The 17306-nt window shown below is 70.4% G+C and carries 9 protein-coding genes and 1 tRNA gene; 1 reads left to right on the plus strand and 9 read right to left on the minus strand.

The annotated features are described in order from the left end of the window. Nucleotides 1–38 precede the first annotated feature (38 nt). The gene (locus tag AB0I83_RS11665) at nt 39–1436 is read left to right on the plus strand and encodes a tyrosine-type recombinase/integrase (RefSeq protein WP_363304448.1); all 1398 of its coding nucleotides are present in this window, start codon (nt 39–41) and stop codon (nt 1434–1436) included. A gap of 47 nt (nt 1437–1483) precedes the next feature. Here the strand turns inward: AB0I83_RS11665 and AB0I83_RS11670 are convergent. From AB0I83_RS11670 to AB0I83_RS11710, 9 genes are all read right to left on the minus strand, one after another. Continuing rightward, nucleotides 1484–1557, minus strand: a tRNA-Thr gene (locus AB0I83_RS11670). A 98-nt stretch (nt 1558–1655) separates the two neighbouring features. Further along, nucleotides 1656–3185 carry an alpha/beta hydrolase gene (locus AB0I83_RS11675; protein WP_363304449.1) on the minus strand — a complete coding sequence of 510 codons (1530 nt, stop codon included), beginning with the start codon at nt 3183–3185 and terminating at the stop codon, nt 1656–1658. A 160-nt stretch (nt 3186–3345) separates the two neighbouring features. After that, nucleotides 3346–4551, minus strand: a complete 1206-nt coding sequence (locus tag AB0I83_RS11680) for a DNA polymerase III subunit delta' (protein ID WP_356532399.1) — start codon at nt 4549–4551, stop codon at nt 3346–3348. A gap of 219 nt (nt 4552–4770) precedes the next feature. After that, entirely contained in the window at nt 4771–7881 is a 3111-nt protein-coding gene (gene tmk / locus AB0I83_RS11685) for a dTMP kinase (RefSeq protein ID WP_363304451.1), read from the minus strand. Nucleotides 7882–8028: 147 nt separating this feature from the next. Further along, complete coding sequence (gene topA, locus AB0I83_RS11690) at nt 8029–10878, minus strand: type I DNA topoisomerase (RefSeq protein WP_363304452.1); 2850 nt, start codon at nt 10876–10878, stop codon at nt 8029–8031. 280 nt (nt 10879–11158) lie between these two features. After that, entirely contained in the window at nt 11159–11356 is a 198-nt protein-coding gene (locus tag AB0I83_RS11695) for a hypothetical protein (RefSeq protein WP_363304631.1), read from the minus strand. 292 nt (nt 11357–11648) lie between these two features. After that, on the minus strand, nt 11649–13172 hold the full coding sequence (locus tag AB0I83_RS11700; RefSeq protein WP_363304453.1) for a methyltransferase: 1524 nt from the start codon (nt 13170–13172) through the stop codon (nt 11649–11651). 269 nt (nt 13173–13441) lie between these two features. Further along, complete coding sequence (locus AB0I83_RS11705) at nt 13442–14074, minus strand: small secreted protein (RefSeq protein ID WP_356532394.1); 633 nt, start codon at nt 14072–14074, stop codon at nt 13442–13444. A gap of 281 nt (nt 14075–14355) precedes the next feature. Further along, entirely contained in the window at nt 14356–16794 is a 2439-nt protein-coding gene (locus tag AB0I83_RS11710; RefSeq protein ID WP_363304454.1) for a sodium-translocating pyrophosphatase, read from the minus strand. Nucleotides 16795–17306: the final 512 nt, after the last annotated feature.

The following is a 17306-nucleotide window of genomic DNA, read 5'->3' on the forward strand; positions in this document are numbered from 1 at the left end:
AGCATCCCGCTCGGGGCGCCTCCTGCATGGAGGAACACATGAGCCCGCGCAAGCCCAACATGGAATCGTCCATCTACCTTGGCGCCGACGGCTGGTGGCACGGTCGCGTCACGATGGGCCTGAAGAACGACGGCAGTCCCGACCGACGCCACCGTCGCGCCAAGACCGAGCCCGGCATCAAGAGCAAGGTGCGGGAGTTGGAGCGCCTCCGCGACCAGGGCCGCGCGCCGGCCGCCGGGCGCAAGCCGACCGTAGCGAAGTGGATGGAGACCTACCTCACCGATATCGCGAGCCTGAAGCTCAAGCCGCGGTCGCTGGATGACTACTGGTCCAAGACCCGCAACGACATCATCCCGGGGGTCGGTCAGCATCGGATCGACAAGCTTCAGCCGGAGCACCTGGAACGCATGTATCGGGCGCTGCTCGATGCCGGACACGCACCGTCTCACGTGGTGAAGGTGCACCGCATTCTGTCCCGCGCCCTGAAGATTGCCCACCGCCGCCGCATCATCGGCGAGAACGTCGCCACGCTCGTGGACCCGCCCAGCGTCGACGAGACGGAGGCCAACCCCTTCACGCAGGAGGAAGCGAAGGCGTTCCTTGAAGCTGCGGCGAGGCGGCCCTCCTTCATGCGGTGGATCGTCGGCGTCGGCATGGGGTTCCGGCAGGGCGAAACTCTCGGGTTGCGGTGGCAGTACGTCGACCTGGAGGCAGAACTGTTCCACCCCAAGTGGCAGCTTCAGCGGCTGACATGGCGGCACGGCTGCGACGACCCGCACGCCTGCGGAGCACGCCTCCACCGCTTCAGCCCGTGCCCGCCGAACTGCACCACGCACGAGGGCTACAAGCGCGGTTGCCCGAGGCCCTGCGCCAAGACGTGCACGAAGCACGCGAGCGCCTGCGCCGCGCGCAAGGAGGGCGGTCTGGTCTTCACCCGGCCCAAGACCAAGAAGAGCCAGAACTCCGTGCCGATCCCGCCCGTCTTTGTCCCGTTCCTTCATGACCACAGGGCGCAGCAAGACGAGATGCGAGCCGCAGCGGCCGAACTGTGGCAGGAGTACGACGTCGTCTTCTCGCGGCCGGACGGGCGCCCGCTCGACCCGCGCGCCGACTACGAGGAGTTCAAGGAGCTGCTTGTGGAGGCTGGGATCGACGACCGCCGACTGTACGACGGCAGTCGCCACACGGCAGGCACGATCCTGAACGAACTGGGCGTGGACATGCCCACCATCATGGAGATCCTTCGGCACACTCAGATCAGCCAGACCCGGCGCTACGTGAAGGGACGGTCACACCTGTCGAAGGAGGCCATGCGCCGCATGGGCGAGTTCTTCGTACCCTCGCCGGCGAAGCCGGATCCGGGCCCCACTGAGACCAGAACTGAGACCAGCGACACTCGCGCGGCCCGCGCCCGGCGTCGCCGGCGCATCCAGTAAAAGCAAAAGCCCCAGGTCACGGCGAGTGAGTCCTGAGGCTTAAGCGGAGCCGCCTTCGGGATTCGAACCCGAGACCTACGCATTACGAGTGCGTTGCTCTGGCCAACTGAGCTAAGGCGGCAAGCTGTGTCGCACCATGGTGCGGTCAGCAGCGACGCCAAGTCTACACAGTTTCCAAGGGTGCTCGGTACCGCCCGCTCTCGTGGACGTATGCGCAGGTCAGGTGCACTTCTTGCCGTCCTTGGGCGGGGTGCCGTCCAGCAGATAGGTGTTGATCGCCGTGTCGATGCAGTCGCTGCCACGGCCGAACGCGGTGTGCCCGTCACCTTCGTAGGTGAGGAGCACTCCGGAGGAGAGCTGGTCCGCGAGAGCCTCGGCCCACTTGTACGGGGTGGCGGGGTCCCGGGTGGTGCCGACCACCACGATCGGCGCGGCGCCCTCGGCCTCGGTCCGGTGCGGAGTGCCGCTGGGCTCGACGGGCCAGTTGTCGCAGTTCAGGGCCGCCCAGGCGAAGCCCCTCCCGAAGACCGGGGAAGCCTTCTCGAAGGCCGGGAGGGCCTTCTCCACCTCTGCGGGTCCGGAGAAGGCGGGGGCGAGGTCGAGGCAGTTCACGGCGGCGTTGGCGAACATCAGGTTGGCGTACTTGCCGCTCGGATCACGCTCGTAGTAGCTGTCGGCCAGGGCGAGCAGGCCGGATCCGTCGCCGCGCTTCGCACCGGCGAGAGCCTCGCGGAGCTGGGGCCAGGCGCCCTCGTCGTACATCGCGGCGATCACCCCCGTCGTCGCCAGGGACTCGCCCAGCTTGCGGGTCTCGCCCGTCGGCACCGGCTCCGTGTCCAGCTCGGCGAAGAGCTTCTTCAGCGCTACGGCCGCGTCGGCGGTCGACGAGGTGCCCAGGGGACAGTCCTGCTGCTTCACGCAGTCCGCCGCGAAGGACTGGAACGCGGTCTCGAAGCCGGCGGTCTGGTCGCGGTTGATCTCGATCGCGGGGAGCGAGGGGTCCATCGCACCGTCCAGGACAAGACGGCCCACCCGGTCGGGGAACAGGTCGGCGTACGTCGCGCCGAGGAACGTGCCGTAGGAGGCGCCGACGTAGTGCAGCTTCTCGTCACCGAGCAGCGAGCGCAGGATGTCCATGTCACGCGCGGTCTCGACCGTGGAGACGTGCGGAAGGATCTTGCCGGAGCGCTTCTCGCAGCCCGCCGCGAACTTCTTGAAGGCCGCGTTCAGCCGGGCGACCTCGTCCTCGTCGTCGGGGGTCTGGTCCACCTGTGTGTAGGCGTCCATCTCCTTGCCGGTCAGGCATGTGACGGGTTCGCTCCGGGCCACCCCGCGGGGATCGACGGCCACCATGTCGTACCGCGCCCGGACCGGGGCGGGATAGCCGATGGCCGCGTATCCCTGGAGGTAGCCGATGGCCGAGCCGCCGGGACCACCCGGGTTGACCAGGAGCGAGCCGATCCGCTTGCCCGGACCGGTGGCCTTCTTGCGGGAGACCGCCAACCGGATGTCCCCTTCGCCCGCCTTCTCGTAGTCCAGCGGTGCCTTCATCGTGGTGCACTGGAAGCCCTCGACGCCGCAGTCCCGCCAGCTCAGCTTCTGGCCGTAGTACGGCTCGAGCTCCTCGGTGGCGGCCGAACCCGTCGCCGACGCGCTGGGCGCCGAACCGCCACTGCTGCAGCCGGAGACGAGTAGGCCGGCAGTGCCGAGCGCGGTGGCGAACGTACGGAGCAGGCGCCTGGTGTCCATCCCCGGAGCGTAGCCGCAGGGTGACGACTCGATCGATTCCCGGCTCATACGGGTGAATTCACTCATCCCGGCGGCCCCACGCGGGAGCGTACGGCCCCGCGCGGGAGCCACGGGACACTCGTACGCGGCTACGCCGAGCCGCCTCAGCGAGCTGCCGGTATCAGCCGGCCCGGAGGGCCACGGCCATCGCCTCGACAGCCAGCAGGGGAGCCACGTTGCGGTCGAGCGCACGGCGGCAGGCGATCACGACCTCTATCCGTCGCAGGGTGCGCTCGGGGGTGGACGACTCGGCGATCCGGTCGAGTGCCTCCCGCACGTCCGTGTTGGACAGAGCGATCCGGGAGCCGAGCTGGAGCGCCAGCACATCGCGGTAGAACCCGGTGAGCTCGCTGAGCGCGAGATCCAGACTGTCGCGCTGCGTGCGCGTCCTGCGGCGCTTCTGCCTGTCCTCCAGCTCCTTCATCGCACCCGCGGTCCCGCGCGGCATCCTGCCACCGGCCACACCTCCGAGCGCCGCCTTCAGGTCCTCGGTCTCCTTGACGTCGACCTCGTCGGCAGCCTGCTTGGCGTCGTCGGTGGCCGTGTCGATCAGCTCCTGGGCCGCCTTGAGACAGCCACCGACATCGTGGACGCGCAGCGGGAGCTTGAGCACGGCGGCGCGGCGGGCGCGCGCCCGCTCGTCCGTGGCCAGGCGACGCGCCCGGCCGATGTGCCCCTGGGTGGCACGGGCTGCGGACGCGGCACGCTCGGGGTCGATGCCGTCACGCCTGACCAGCACGTCGGCGACGGCGTCCACCGGTGGCGTACGCAGCGTCAGATGACGGCAGCGGGAACGGATCGTGGGCAGCACGTCCTCCAGGGAGGGCGCGCAGAGCAGCCACACGGTGCGGGGGGCAGGTTCCTCGACGGCCTTCAGCAGGACGTTCCCCGCGCCTTCCGTGAGGCGGTCGGCGTCCTCCATGACGATCACCTGCCAGCGGCCCACGGCCGGCGACAACTGGGCCCGGCGGACCAGCTCGCGGGTCTCCTTCACGCCGATGGAGAGGAGGTCGGTGCGGATCACGTCGACGTCCGCGTGGGTCCCGATGAGCGCCGTGTGGCAGCCGTCGCAGAATCCGCAGCCCGGCGCGCCGCCCAGCGCCCGGTCGGGGCTGGTGCACTGGAGCGCAGCGGCGAAGGCACGGGCGGCTGTGGACCGGCCGGAGCCGGGCGGACCGGTGAAGAGCCAGGCGTGGGTCATCCTCGAGCCGGGCGGCACCGTCCCGCCCGCGGACTGGACGGTGACCAGCGCATCGGCGTCCCGGGCGGCGGCACCGAGCTGCTCCTGCACCCGGTCCTGTCCGACCAGGTCGTCCCATACGGTCATGGTCACCGCCCTTCCGGTGGTGTGGTGCGGGAAAGCCGGCTTCCCCGTCCGGCTTCCCATTGTGCGGGAAGGGTCCGACAATCCCGGCGTTCCGTCCCACGGGACCGGGCCCCGGGCCCCGCCCGGGTGGAGCCGACGGGGCGCGCGGCCCGCCGACTCACGACGCGGGGCGCCGGGCCCGTCGATCACCGACGGAGCACCGGGCCCGCCGCCCGCCCGTCAGCGACGGGGCGGGCGCCCGTTGCTGCCGGAGCCACGCTGGTCGTCGTCCTGGCCGCCGAGCAGTTCGTCGGCCAGCGAGGGCAGATCGTCGAGCGGGGTCTCCTCCGCCCAGTCCGAGCGCGGCCGCTTCCGGGGAGCGCGACCCTCCTTCGCCGCCCGGCCTGCCTCCGGGTCGTCACTGACCTGGGGAAGCTCGCGCGTGCGCTCGTTCTCACCCTCGGCCCGAGGGGCACGGCGCTCGTCACGGAAGACACCGGGCGGCACCCGGTCGGACGGCTTCTCGTCGCGCACCGGCGGCAGCACGGCGGTCTCGTCCGCGTCGCGCACCGGCGGCAGGACCGTGGTCTCCTCAGCGTCGTATGCCGGACCGTCGGGCCGGGTCACCGGTACCGGCTGCGTGGTCTCGTTCGGATTCACGACCGGGGTCGGCACCGTGAGCTCGTTGTCCGGCACGGAGGACCCACGGGCCCCGGAACCGGACTCACGGGAACGCTTCGCGGCAGCGGCGGCAGCGGCCTCCTCGGCACGGGCAGCTGCCTCGGCCTCGGCACGGCGGCGCGCCGCCTCGGACCGGATCAGCGCCTCCTCGGCCCTGCGCTGCTTCTCCAGGCGCAGGTCCTCAGCCTCCTTGCGGAGCCTGGCCTCGTCCTGGGCCTGCAGGCGCAGCCGCTCCTGTTCGGCCTCGCGCACCCGGTCCTCGGCTTCGAGACGGGCCCGCTCCTCCTCGGCGCGGCGGCGGGCGTCCTCGGCCCGCTGCCGGGCCTCCTCCGCCTGTCGCTCGGCCTCGCGCCGCCGGGCCTCTTCCTCCTCGAGTCGCTTGCGCTCCTCCTCCTCGGCGCGGAGCTTGGCGAGCTGAGCCTGCCGCTCGCGCTCCAGCCGTTCCTCCTCGGCCTTGCGGGCGGCCTCCTCCTCGGCCCTGCGCCGGGCCTCCTCCTCGGCTGCCCTGCGCGCGTCCTCCTGAGCCTGGATCTCGGCCTCGGAGAGCGGAAGGAGCCGGTCGAGCCGGTGGCGTACGACGGTGGTGATCGCTTCCGGTTCCTGTCCGGCGTCCACCACCAGGTACCGGGCCGGGTCGGCCGCGGCGAGGGTCAGGAAGCCGGACCGCACACGCGTGTGGAACTCGGCCGGCTCGGACTCGAGCCGGTCGGGCGCCTCGGTGAAGCGCTCCCTGGCCGTCTGCGGGTCGACGTCCAGGAGCACCGTCAGGTGCGGTACGAGCCCGCTCGTCGCCCAACGCGAGATCCGGGCGATCTCGGTGGGCGCGAGGTCACGGCCCGCACCCTGGTAGGCGACGGAGGAGTCGATGTACCGGTCCGAGATGACGATCGCGCCGCGCTCCAGCGCAGGCCGGACGAGGGAGTCGACGTGCTCGGCCCGGTCCGCGGCGTACAGCAGGGCCTCGGCACGGTTCGACAGCCCGGCCGACGACACGTCGAGCAGGATCGAGCGCAGCCGCTTGCCGACCGGGGTTGCCCCCGGCTCGCGCGTCACGACGACCTCGTGCCCCTTGGCGCGGATCCAGTCGGCGAGCGCCTCGACCTGGGTGGACTTGCCGGCTCCGTCGCCGCCCTCGAGGGCGAGGAAGAAGCCGTTCGCCGCGGGGGCGACGTCCGGGTCGCCACCGCGCAGAGCCTCGCGCAGATCGCGGCGGAGCGGCACACCGGCGCGGTCGTCGGTCCTGGCGAGGACGATCACCGCCACGGGCAGCAGCAGCGCGCCGATGAGCATCAGCGTGAACGCCGCCCCACCGTGCGCGAAGACGAAGTCGCCGGACCCGAGCCGGTGCCGCCCGATGGCGGCGGCGAGCAGCGGGCCGCCCACCGCGCCGAGCGCGACCAGCACCCGGACGACGGCCTGGAGGTGTTCGGTGTTCCTGGCCTGGCGGAAGGCCTCGGTCTCCTGGTCGATGACCGCGTGCCCGATGTGGGCGGCGACCCCCGCCGCGTAACCGGCGAGCAGCGCGATCAGCAGCCCGGTGGCCGTGTCCGGCACCAGACCGAGCGCGAGGAGCGCCACGCCTGTCACGGCGGTGGCCAGCGCCAGCAGCCGACGCCGCGACAGTGCGGGCAGCACCTTGCGCGCAGTACGGATGCCGAGCGCGGTGCCCCCGGTCAGGACGAGGATCAGCAGGGCGAACGTCGCGGGCCCACCGCCGAGGTCGGCGGCGTGCAGCACGGAGACGGCGGCAGCCGCGGCGATGGCCCCGGCGACCGCCGCGGACGCGGCGACGACCAGCGGGATGCTGCCGGTACGGCCCTTGTCGGGTCCCGACTCGACGGCAGGACGGCGCAGACCCTCCAGCGGCGAACGCGGGCGGGGCGTCTGGGTGTTCGGGAGTTCCAGGAAGTACAGGGTCGAGATCGAGGCGGAGAAGAGTCCCGCCGCGACGTAGGAACCGAGGGCCGCCTGGTGGAAGGAGAACCAGTCCAGGCCGGTGCCCAGCAGTTCCGCGATCAGCGCGGCGACGACGAGGACCGCCGCGGCCGCCGGAACGGCGAGGAAGTTCGTGCGCAGGGAGAGCCTGCGCAGGGCGTCGAGGTGGTCGGGAAGCGGACGTACGGCGGCGCCCTCCAGGGGCGGGGCCGGGAGCAGCGCGGGGGCGGCGCTCTCCTTGGCCACGGCCCACAGGCGCTCGCCGACACCCGCCACGAAGACGGTGATCAGGATCATCATGAGCGCCTTGTCAGGCATCCAGTCGATCCAGAGGGGTGCGACGACCAGCAGAGCGAGCCGCAGCCCGTCCGCCCCGATCATCAGCCAGCGGCGGTCGACAGGACCGCCGGGCGCTGTGAGTGCCGTCAGCGGCCCCAGGAGTACGGCTCCGAAGAGCACGGTGGAAAGAATCCGGGCGCCGAACACGGCGGCGACGGCGAAAGCCGCCCCGCGGTACCCGGCCCCGAAGGAGCCCTCGAGGACCGCCGCCTGCAGCGACAACAGCACAAGCACGAGAAGGGCGAGTGAATCGCCGACACTGCCGACGAGCTGGGCGCTCCACAACCGCCGGAGCGGGGGAACTCGCAACAGGGCTCGTACGGCACGCTCGCGTGAGTCTGCGGCAAGTGTGTCGGAGGTGGGGCTCACGACAGGTGGCTGCTCGGCTCGCGTCATCCGCCCAGCCTATCGGGAGCGACGCGGTGCCCGGGGGCCGCGTCCGAACATATGCCCGGAGGGGCGCCGATCACTCCACGCACGAGCGCCGGAGGGGCTGGATCGTCCCAGCCCCTCCGGCGTTCAGGCACGGCCCGCGGCCGAAGGTCAGCTCTCCTCCGACGAAGCCGAAGCCGTCTTCTTCGCCGTCGCGGTGGCCTTCTTCGCCGTCGTCTTCTTGGCGGCCGTCGTCTTGGTGGCGGTCGTCTTCTTGGCAGCGGACTTCTTGGCCGTCGCGGCCTTCTTCGCCGGTGCCTTCTTGGCGGGCGCCTTCTTGGCCGTCTTCTTCTTTGCAGGCCCCTTGGCACGCTTCTCGGCCAGCAGCTCGTAGCCGCGCTCCGGCGTGATGTCCTCGACGCTGTCGTCGGTCCGCAGCGTCGCGTTCGTCTCGCCGTCCGTGACGTACGCGCCGAAGCGGCCGTCCTTCACGACCACCGGGGCACCGCTCACCGGGTCGGTGCCCAGCTCCTTGAGCGGCGGCTTGGCGGCGGCCCGCCCACGCTGCTTCGGCTGGGCGTAGATCGCGAGGGCCTCTTCGAGAGTGATGTCGAAGAGCTGGTCCTCCGACGTCAGCGAACGCGAGTCCGTGCCCTTCTTCAGGTACGGGCCGTAGCGGCCGTTCTGCGCGGTGATCTCGACGCCCTCGGCGTCCTCACCGACGACGCGGGGCAGCGACATCAGCTTGAGCGCGTCGGCCAGCGTCACCGTATCGAGCGACATCGACTTGAAGAGCGAGGCCGTCCGCGGCTTCACCGCGTTCTTGCCCGTCTTCGGCGTGCCCTCGGGCAGGACCTCGGTGACGTAAGGGCCGTAGCGGCCGTCCTTCGCGATGATCTGGTTGCCACTGACCGGGTCCGCACCGAGTTCGAAGTCGCCGCTCGGCTTCGCCAGCAGCTCCTCCGCGAGCTCGACGGACAGCTCGTCGGGTGCCATGTCCTCCGGCACGTCCGCGCGCTGGTGGCCCTCGGAGTCCTTCTCGCCGCGCTCGATGTACGGGCCGTAGCGGCCGACACGGAGCTTGATGCCGTTGCCGACGGGGAACGACGAGATCTCCCGGGCGTCGATCGCGCCGAGGTCCGTGACCAGTTCCTTGAGGCCGCCGAGGTGGTCTCCGTCGCCGTTGCCCGCGTCGGACGCCGCCCCCGCTCCGGCCGTGTCGTCACCGGCGCCGAAGTAGAAGCGCCGCAGCCACGGCACGGACTGGGCCTCGCCCCGCGCGATGCGGTCGAGGTCGTCCTCCATGCGTGCGGTGAAGTCGTAGTCGACGAGCCGGCCGAAGTGCTTCTCCAGCAGGTTGACCACGGCGAACGAGAGGAACGACGGCACGAGGGCCGTGCCCTTCTTGAACACGTAGCCGCGGTCCAGGATCGTCCCGATGATCGAGGCGTACGTCGACGGACGGCCGATCTCGCGCTCTTCGAGCTCCTTGACCAGCGAGGCCTCGGTGTAACGAGCCGGCGGCTTCGTCGCGTGCCCGTCGACCGAGACCTCGTCGGCCGTCAGCGCGTCACCCTCGGAAACCTGCGGCAGCCGGCGTTCACGGTCGTCCAGCTCGGCGTTCGGGTCGTCGGCTCCTTCGACGTAGGCCTTCATGAAGCCGTGGAAGGTGATCGTCTTGCCGGACGCGGAGAACTCGGCGTCCCGGCCGTCGCTCGCCCGGCCGCCGATCTTCACAGTGACGGAGTTGCCCGTGGCGTCCTTCATCTGGGAGGCGACGGTGCGCTTCCAGATCAGCTCGTAGAGCCGGAACTGGTCGCCTGTGAGCTTCGTCTCCGCCGGGGTCCGGAAGCGGTCGCCCGAGGGACGGATCGCCTCGTGCGCCTCCTGCGCGTTCTTGACCTTCGTGGCGTACGTGCGCGGCTTCTCGGGCAGGTAGTTCGCCCCGTACAACTGCGTGACCTGGGCACGGGCCGCGGAAACCGCAGTGTCCGAGAGGGTCGTGGAGTCCGTACGCATGTAGGTGATGAAGCCGTTCTCGTACAGCTTCTGCGCCACCTGCATCGTGGACTTCGCCCCGAAGCCCAGCTTCCGGCTCGCCTCCTGCTGGAGGGTCGTCGTGCGGAAGGGCGCGTACGGCGAGCGACGGTACGGCTTCGACTCGACCGAGCGGACGGCGAACGAGGACTCGGTGAGCGCCGCGGCCAGGGCGCGGGCGTTCGCCTCGTCCAGGTGCAGCGTCTGAGCGGAGCCCTGCTTGAGCTGCCCGTCGGAGCCGAAGTCCCGGCCTTGGGCGATACGGCGCCCGTCGACCGCGCTGAGGCGGGCGGTGAGCGTCGAGGGATCGGAGGCGTCGCCGGTACGGCCGGTGGCGAAGGTGCCCGTCAGGTCCCAGTACTCGGCGGAGCGGAAGGCGATGCGCTCGCGCTCCCGCTCGACGACCAGGCGGGTGGCGACGGACTGCACGCGGCCCGCCGAGAGCCGCGGCATGACCTTCTTCCACAGGACCGGCGAGACCTCGTAGCCGTAGAGGCGGTCGAGGATACGGCGGGTTTCCTGGGCGTCGACCATGCGCTGGTTGAGCTCGCGCGGATTGGCCACGGCGGCCCGGATCGCGTCCTTGGTGATCTCGTGGAAGACCATCCGGTGGACCGGGACCTTGGGCCTCAGGACTTCCTGCAGGTGCCACGCGATGGCTTCGCCCTCGCGGTCCTCATCGGTGGCGAGGAAGAGTTCGTCGGATTCGGCCAGGAGCTGCTTGAGCTTCCTGACCTGTGCCTTCTTGTCCGCGTTGACGACATAGATCGGCTGGAAGTCGTTTTCGACGTCCACGCCGAGGCGGCGTACCTCACCGGTGTACTCGTCGGGCACCTCTGCGGCGCCGTTCGGCAGGTCGCGGATGTGCCCGACGCTCGCCTCGACGACGTATCCGGGGCCGAGATAGCCCTTGATCGTCTTCGCCTTGGCAGGCGACTCGACGATGACGAGTCGGCGGCCTGCGGTCTCGCTGGTCGGGGACAACTTCGCTCTTCTCTCCGGTCGGCACTCGTGGGGCATCCGGGCAGCTCTGTGAGCTGCTCGCGGTGCTGTCGCTGCGGAGTGTGACGGTACAACCCGCCCCCGTGTCAAACGGCAAAAGCCCGCAACGGCCACTCGAACGGTAACCCGACATCCGCCATTCCTGCCGCCCGGACCGCTCGCCCCGCTCTTCGCGGAGCCGCCGCCTGCGGGTTTCGGGGTGTTGTCGGGGAAGGCGGTCGGCCGGTACCCGGCGGGTGGCCGGACCGGCCGGCGAAGTGGATCAGATGCGGGTGAAGCACCACACGCCGAGGACGAGGAAGAGTACGCCGAAGAGCGTGGCGAGAGCGGTGGAGGCGACGGGGCTCACACCGAGCGCCACCGGCGCACGCTGCACGGTGCGCGCCCCCGTCCAGACCAGGAGAGCGGTACCGAACAGGGCGAATGCCGTACCGGCGAAGACAGCGGCGACGCTCTCCATGTCCGTACCCCTCACGTTCGTCATCGGCCGCCCTCGTGCGCGACGACTCTCGCGGGCGGCTCGGCTGAGGGGAGGCTGCCACGCCGGGACGTCGCCGCCACGAACCCCGGATGAACACGGCGCACCGGCACGGGGAACGCGCGGACGCACCCCGGTCGGCGCGGGCCGAGGAGGCCCCGAACAGGACCCGAACGTGGCAGCGGGCCCGCCGGACACGGAGGCGGGCTCCGGGTTCGGGGCAAGAGGAAAGGAACCGGCACGGGGAACAGTCCCCGCAAGCGGGCCTTCGGTCTCAGCCGGCCGACGCGCCGTCCCGTACCGGCTCGATGAAGCCCTCCTCGACCAGCAGCCGGATCGACTGCGGGGTGCGGTCGCGCAGCAGGACCGGGTCCTCGGCCATCAACTGGGCGATGGCGTCCAGGATCCGGCCGGCGGGCAGCGAGCCGTCGCAGACACCGGCGAATCCGGCCCCGACCGCGTCGACCTTGGTCGCCCGTCGCATCCCGCGGTGCTGACGCAGCACCACGTGCTCCGGGTCCTCGGCGCCCGGCACCCCTACCTGCTCCTGGACGACCTCCTCGGAGAGGGTGAAGTGCGCGGCGAGCAGCGCCGCGTCGTCGTGCTCGCGGAGATAGTCCTGCCGCGCGAAATGGGCTTCGACGGCGGGTCCGAGAGGCTGCTCCACTGCGTGCGGCCACTCCTCGGCCACGACCGAGGGATGACCGGCGGCTGCGGCGGCGGACCGCCGGAGCGTGATCCAGCCGAAGCCGACTGCTTTGGTGCGGCGGGCCTCGAATTCGTCCAGCCAGGCCTCGTACCGCTGGGTGTAGACGGCCGGGTCGGTGCGGTGGTCGCCACTGTCACGCAGCCACAGCTCGGCGTACTGCGTGATGTCCTGCACCTCGCGCTGCACGATCCAGGCATCGCAGCCGGCGGGTACCCAGGAGCGCACCCGGTCCTGCCACTCCTCGCCCTCCACGTGCTGCCAGTTGGCGAGGAACTGGGCGTACCCGTCCTCGTTGAGCCGGTCGCCGGCCTGCTGCACCAGGGTCCGGCACAGGTCGTCGCCGCCCATGCCGCCGTCGCGGTAGGTCAGCCGGGCACCGGGCGAGATCACGAACGGCGGGTTGGACACGATCAGGTCGTACGTCCGCGTGCCCACCGGCTCGAAGAGGGAACCCTCCAGCAGCTCGGCCGGCGCCGCGCCGGAAAGCGCGAGGGTGAGGCGGGTGAACTCCAGGGCGCGCGGGTTGACGTCCGTGGCCGTGACCCGGATGGCGTGCTGGGCGGCGTGCAGCGCCTGGATACCGGAACCCGTACCGAGGTCGAGGGCCGACGCCACGGGCCTGCGCACGGTGATGCCGGCCAGCGTGGTGGACGCCCCGCCGACGCCCAGGACGACCCCCTCCTCGTGCGAGCCGATGCCGCCGGCCCCGCCGACCGCGCATCCCAGGTCGGAGACGATGAACCAGTCCTGGCCCTCGGGCCCGCCGTAGGGGCGTACATCGACGGCCGCCCGGACCAGATCGCCCTCGCGGACAGCCCAGCCGTCCTGCACGCACTCCTCCAGCGGAAGCGCGACGGCTGCCGCGGAGGCCTGGACGGGGCGCTGCAGAAGGAAAAGCCGCACCAGCGTGTCGAGCGGCGAGTCCCCGCGGGTGGCCCGGAGTGCGGGGACGGTCTCACTGCGTGCGAGCGCGGCGTACGCGGGCGCACCGAGCCGTTCGAGGAGGCCGTCGGCGGTGAACGCGGCGGCGATCAGTGCTTCACGGAGTCGTAGGGCGCGGTCGGATGCGGGAAGGCTGGGCGTACTCACTCGTCCATTGTGGCCGCTCCCACCGACAACGGCAGTGGCCCGGTGCCCGCGAAGGGCCACCGGGCCACTGTGAAGAGCCTGCTGCGCCAGGCTTCCGGCTGTTCACCGCATACGACCGTGCGGACGGGCACTGCCGCCGCGGAGCGGGTCGGGAGCGGTCCCGCTCGTGCGAGTGCCCGCCCGTGCGGCGCGCCGCTCGCACGCGCCGCCCCGGTACGCCTTCCCTCGCGCCGCTACGCCTTCCCCCGCGCCTGTACGACCTCCCGCGGTTACGCCTTCTCGGTCGCCGAGGCCGAAGGCGCCGCGGACTTCGACGCGGGGGCAGGGGCGGACGGCGCCGAGGCGGGCGGGGCTGAGGCCGTCGGCTTCTGGCAGCCCTTCTGCTTCGCCATCGCGGATCCGACCTCGCCGGACTGGAGCTTCTTCAACGCCTGGTCACCGTTGGTGCTGATCTTGTTCAGCTGGTCGGCGATGCCCTTGAGGCCGTCGGCGAACTTCGCCTGGTCCTTCGTGTCGAGCGCGTCGACCTTCGTCTTCAGGTTCGCGTAGGCCACGGAAGAGGCGTTGAGCTCCTTCACGGCCTCCTTCTGCGTGGTCTCGCCGCCGTCCACGGGCGGTGCGCCCGCCGACTGCACGGCTGAGCCCAGTGCCTTGTAGGCCTGCGAGATCTGCTGGAAGGCTGCCGAGTCCGTCTTCTGGACGTCGGCGGGCTTGCTGTTGTCGGCCGTCTGCTGCTGGATCGCGGCATTGGCGTCGGCGATCTTCTGCAGCTGGGGCTGGACCTGGTCGCAGACCTTCTTCGCCCAGTCGTTCACCTTGTTGTCGCTGTCGTCACTGCAACCCGACAGTGCCAGTACGAGTACCGCACTGCCGGACAGTGCGGCTGCAAGCTTCTTGTTCACCGGATTGCGTCCCTTCCAAGGCTCTCGGCCCCGGAATTTACACGCCAAGTGGGCGACATTCAGGCGCCAGGCATCCGATATGCATTCCTTTGCAGCCATTTGCACCAAGGGGAATGAGGGAGATACAACTCACCTGACTGCCTGGACACTCGTGCGGCTCCGCTACTGATCCGCGGTACCCGCCGGGGCACGAGGCGGTGGACGGAGCGTCAGGTCGCAACGTCCACAGCCTCGCTGAGCGGACGTCACCCAGGGGTGAGGCGTTCAGCGGCAGACGCCGTTCACGAAACAGCGGCGGGATCGGCGGGTTTGGCGGGCCCTCCCCCTCCGTCGCCGCCTCCGGGAGCGTCGTCGTCCCCCACGGCGACACCCCGCTGCTTGGAGACGTAGACCGCTACGACGATGACGGCGATCGCGATCACCGCCACCAGGGCACGCACCCACGCGTTCGCGTCATCGCCGTAGCTGAACTGCACCACGGCCGGGGCGATGAGCAGTGCCACGAGGTTCATCACCTTGAGGAGCGGGTTGATGGCCGGGCCCGCCGTGTCCTTGAACGGATCGCCGACCGTGTCTCCGATGACCGTCGCCGCGTGGGCGTCACTTCCCTTGCCACCGTAGTGACCGTCCTCGACCAGCTTCTTGGCGTTGTCCCACGCACCACCGGAGTTGGCGAGGAAGACCGCCATCAGCGTGCCCGTGGCGATCGCCCCGGCGAGATACGAGCCGAGCGCCCCGACGCCCAGGGTGAACCCGACCGCGATCGGCGCCAGGACGGCGAGCAGCCCGGGAGTGGCAAGCTCACGCAGCGCGTCCTTGGTGCAGATGTCGACGACGCGGCCGTACTCCGGCTTCTCCGTGTAGTCCATGATCCCGGGGTGCTCACGGAACTGCCGTCGCACCTCGTAGACCACGGCTCCGGCCGAACGGGAGACCGCGCTGATGGCCAGCCCGGAGAAGAGGAAGACGACCGCCGCACCCAGGATCAGCCCGACCAGGTTGTTCGGCTGCGAGATGTCCAGGCTCAGCCCGAGCTCCCCGGCCCTTGCGTCCACGTCGTCGACCGCTGCCGCGATGGCGTCCCGGTAGGACCCGAAGAGCGCGGCCGCCGCCAGCACCGCCGTGGCGATGGCGATGCCCTTGGTGATCGCCTTGGTGGTGTTGCCCACGGCGTCCAGATCCGTCAGGACCTGAGCCCCCGCACCTGTGACGTCCCCCGACATCTCGGCGATGCCCTGGGCGTTGTCGGAGACCGGACCGAAGGTGTCCATCGCGACGATGACACCCACGGTGGTGAGAAGACCGGTACCGGCCAGGGCCACCGCGAAGAGTGCCAGCATGATCGACGTACCGCCCAGCAGGAACGCCCCGTAGACCCCGAGACCGATCAGGAGCGCGGTGTAGACGGCCGACTCCAGACCGATGGAGATCCCCGCGAGGACGACGGTCGCCGGGCCGGTCAACGAGGACTTCCCGATGTCCCGGACCGGGCGCCGGCTGGTCTCGGTGAAGTAGCCGGTGAGCTGCTGGATCAGGGCGGCGAGCACGATCCCGATGGCCACGGCGACGAGCGCGAAGACACGCGGGTCGCCGCCGTGCGAGGTGATGGCACCGTCGGTGACCCCGTCCAGGTCCGCGTACGACGACGGCAGGTAGGCGAAGACCGCCACAGCCACCAGGACCAGGGAGATCACGGCGGAGACGAAGAACCCGCGGTTGATGGCGCTCATCCCGCTGCGGTCGGCGCGCCTGGGGGCGACGGCGAAGATCCCGATCATCGCCGTGACCACGCCGATCGCCGGAACGATCAGAGGAAAGGCGAGCCCCGAGTCCCCGAAGGCGGCCTTGCCCAGGATGAGCGCGGCGACGAGCGTGACGGCGTACGACTCGAAGAGGTCGGCCGCCATGCCCGCGCAGTCGCCGACGTTGTCGCCCACGTTGTCGGCGATGGTGGCGGCATTGCGCGGGTCGTCCTCGGGGATGCCCTGCTCCACCTTGCCGACGAGGTCGGCACCCACGTCGGCGGCCTTGGTGAAGATCCCGCCTCCGACTCTCATGAACATGGCGATCAGTGCGGCACCGAGGCCGAAACCCTCCAGCACCTTGGGCGCGTCGGCGGCGTACACCAGCACCACGCAGGAAGCACCCAGCAGACCGAGGCCCACCGTGATCATTCCGACCACACCGCCCGTGCGAAAAGCGATCTTCATCGCTCTGTGCGAAACGGTGGTGAGATCTTTCTCCGGTTCCCCCTCGGCGGGTGTCGCCTCACGCGCGGCTGCGGCCACGCGGACATTACTGCGGACGGCAAGCCGCATACCGATGTATCCGGTGGCCGCAGAGAAGAGCGCACCCACGAGGAAGAACAGCGAGCGCCCCGCGCGCTGGGACCAGTTGTCGGCCGGAAGCAGCAGGAGCAGGAAGAACACGACTACGGCGAAAACACCGACGGTACGGAGTTGCCGGGCCAGATAGGCGTTCGCACCCTCCTGTACGGCAGCCGCGATCTCCTTCATGCGTTCGGTGCCTTCACCCGCCGCCAGGACCTGGCGGGCGAGCAGTCGGGCGACGACCAGCGCGGCGAGGGCGACGACCGCGACGGCCACGACGATCAGCCGGTTGTCATGGGTGAGTACTGCTGTTGCGAGTGAGGTGGGCCGGCCTGAAGGTACGGAAACGTGCGCCAGTTCTGCCATTGGGGTGTTGAAGAACTCCGCCATACGTCCTCCTTGACGCTCAGCGCTCAAGACGTGGACGGATTGTAGGGAGCCGAGCCTGATCAAAACAGTGGGTGGTCAATGAAATCGAGTTTCCTCCACCCAATGAATAATGATCTCGCCCGGGAGAGGGCCCGAATGCAGTAATGGGGCAGAGGCATGGCACTCATGGAATTCTCGGAGATCATCGATCAAGCGCAATGATGAATTCCCTGATCAGCCGGGCCGAATGCGCGATCACGGCGAGCGCCAGAAGTGACGTCACGGCTCACCGGCGACGGCCGCAGGGCGGCGCGCTCGGCCCCTGGATGGTCGGGGCGAAGCCGTGGCGACGACAGGCGCAGTGCGACCACCCGAGGGCGGGGCCAGGCGGCTGCGCGCAGGACGGGTCCGGACGGAGGCGACTGCGCGGGGGCCTGCGGCGTGGCCGGAAAGCTTCGCCGATGCGTCGAAGACGGCGGACCGCACCCGGGAGAGCCGGCGGGCATGCGTGTCCGTCATCGACCGCATGAGGC

Origin of the sequence: Streptomyces sp. NPDC049970 (assembly GCF_040660235.1) — a bacterium.
GTDB lineage: Bacteria > Actinomycetota > Actinomycetes > Streptomycetales > Streptomycetaceae > Streptomyces.

What these genes read in the sequence shown, in the direction of transcription:
- tmk (WP_363304451.1), bottom strand. Translation starts at nt 7,881, where the DNA reads ATGACGCGAGCCGAGCAGCCACCTGTCGTGAGCCCCACCTCCGACACA.
- AB0I83_RS11675 (WP_363304449.1), bottom strand. Translation starts at nt 3,185, where the DNA reads ATGGACACCAGGCGCCTGCTCCGTACGTTCGCCACCGCGCTCGGCACT.
- AB0I83_RS11665 (WP_363304448.1), top strand. Translation starts at nt 39, where the DNA reads ATGAGCCCGCGCAAGCCCAACATGGAATCGTCCATCTACCTTGGCGCC.
- AB0I83_RS11695 (WP_363304631.1), bottom strand. Translation starts at nt 11,356, where the DNA reads ATGGAGAGCGTCGCCGCTGTCTTCGCCGGTACGGCATTCGCCCTGTTC.
- AB0I83_RS11680 (WP_356532399.1), bottom strand. Translation starts at nt 4,551, where the DNA reads ATGACCGTATGGGACGACCTGGTCGGACAGGACCGGGTGCAGGAGCAG.
- AB0I83_RS11710 (WP_363304454.1), bottom strand. Translation starts at nt 16,794, where the DNA reads ATGGCGGAGTTCTTCAACACCCCAATGGCAGAACTGGCGCACGTTTCC.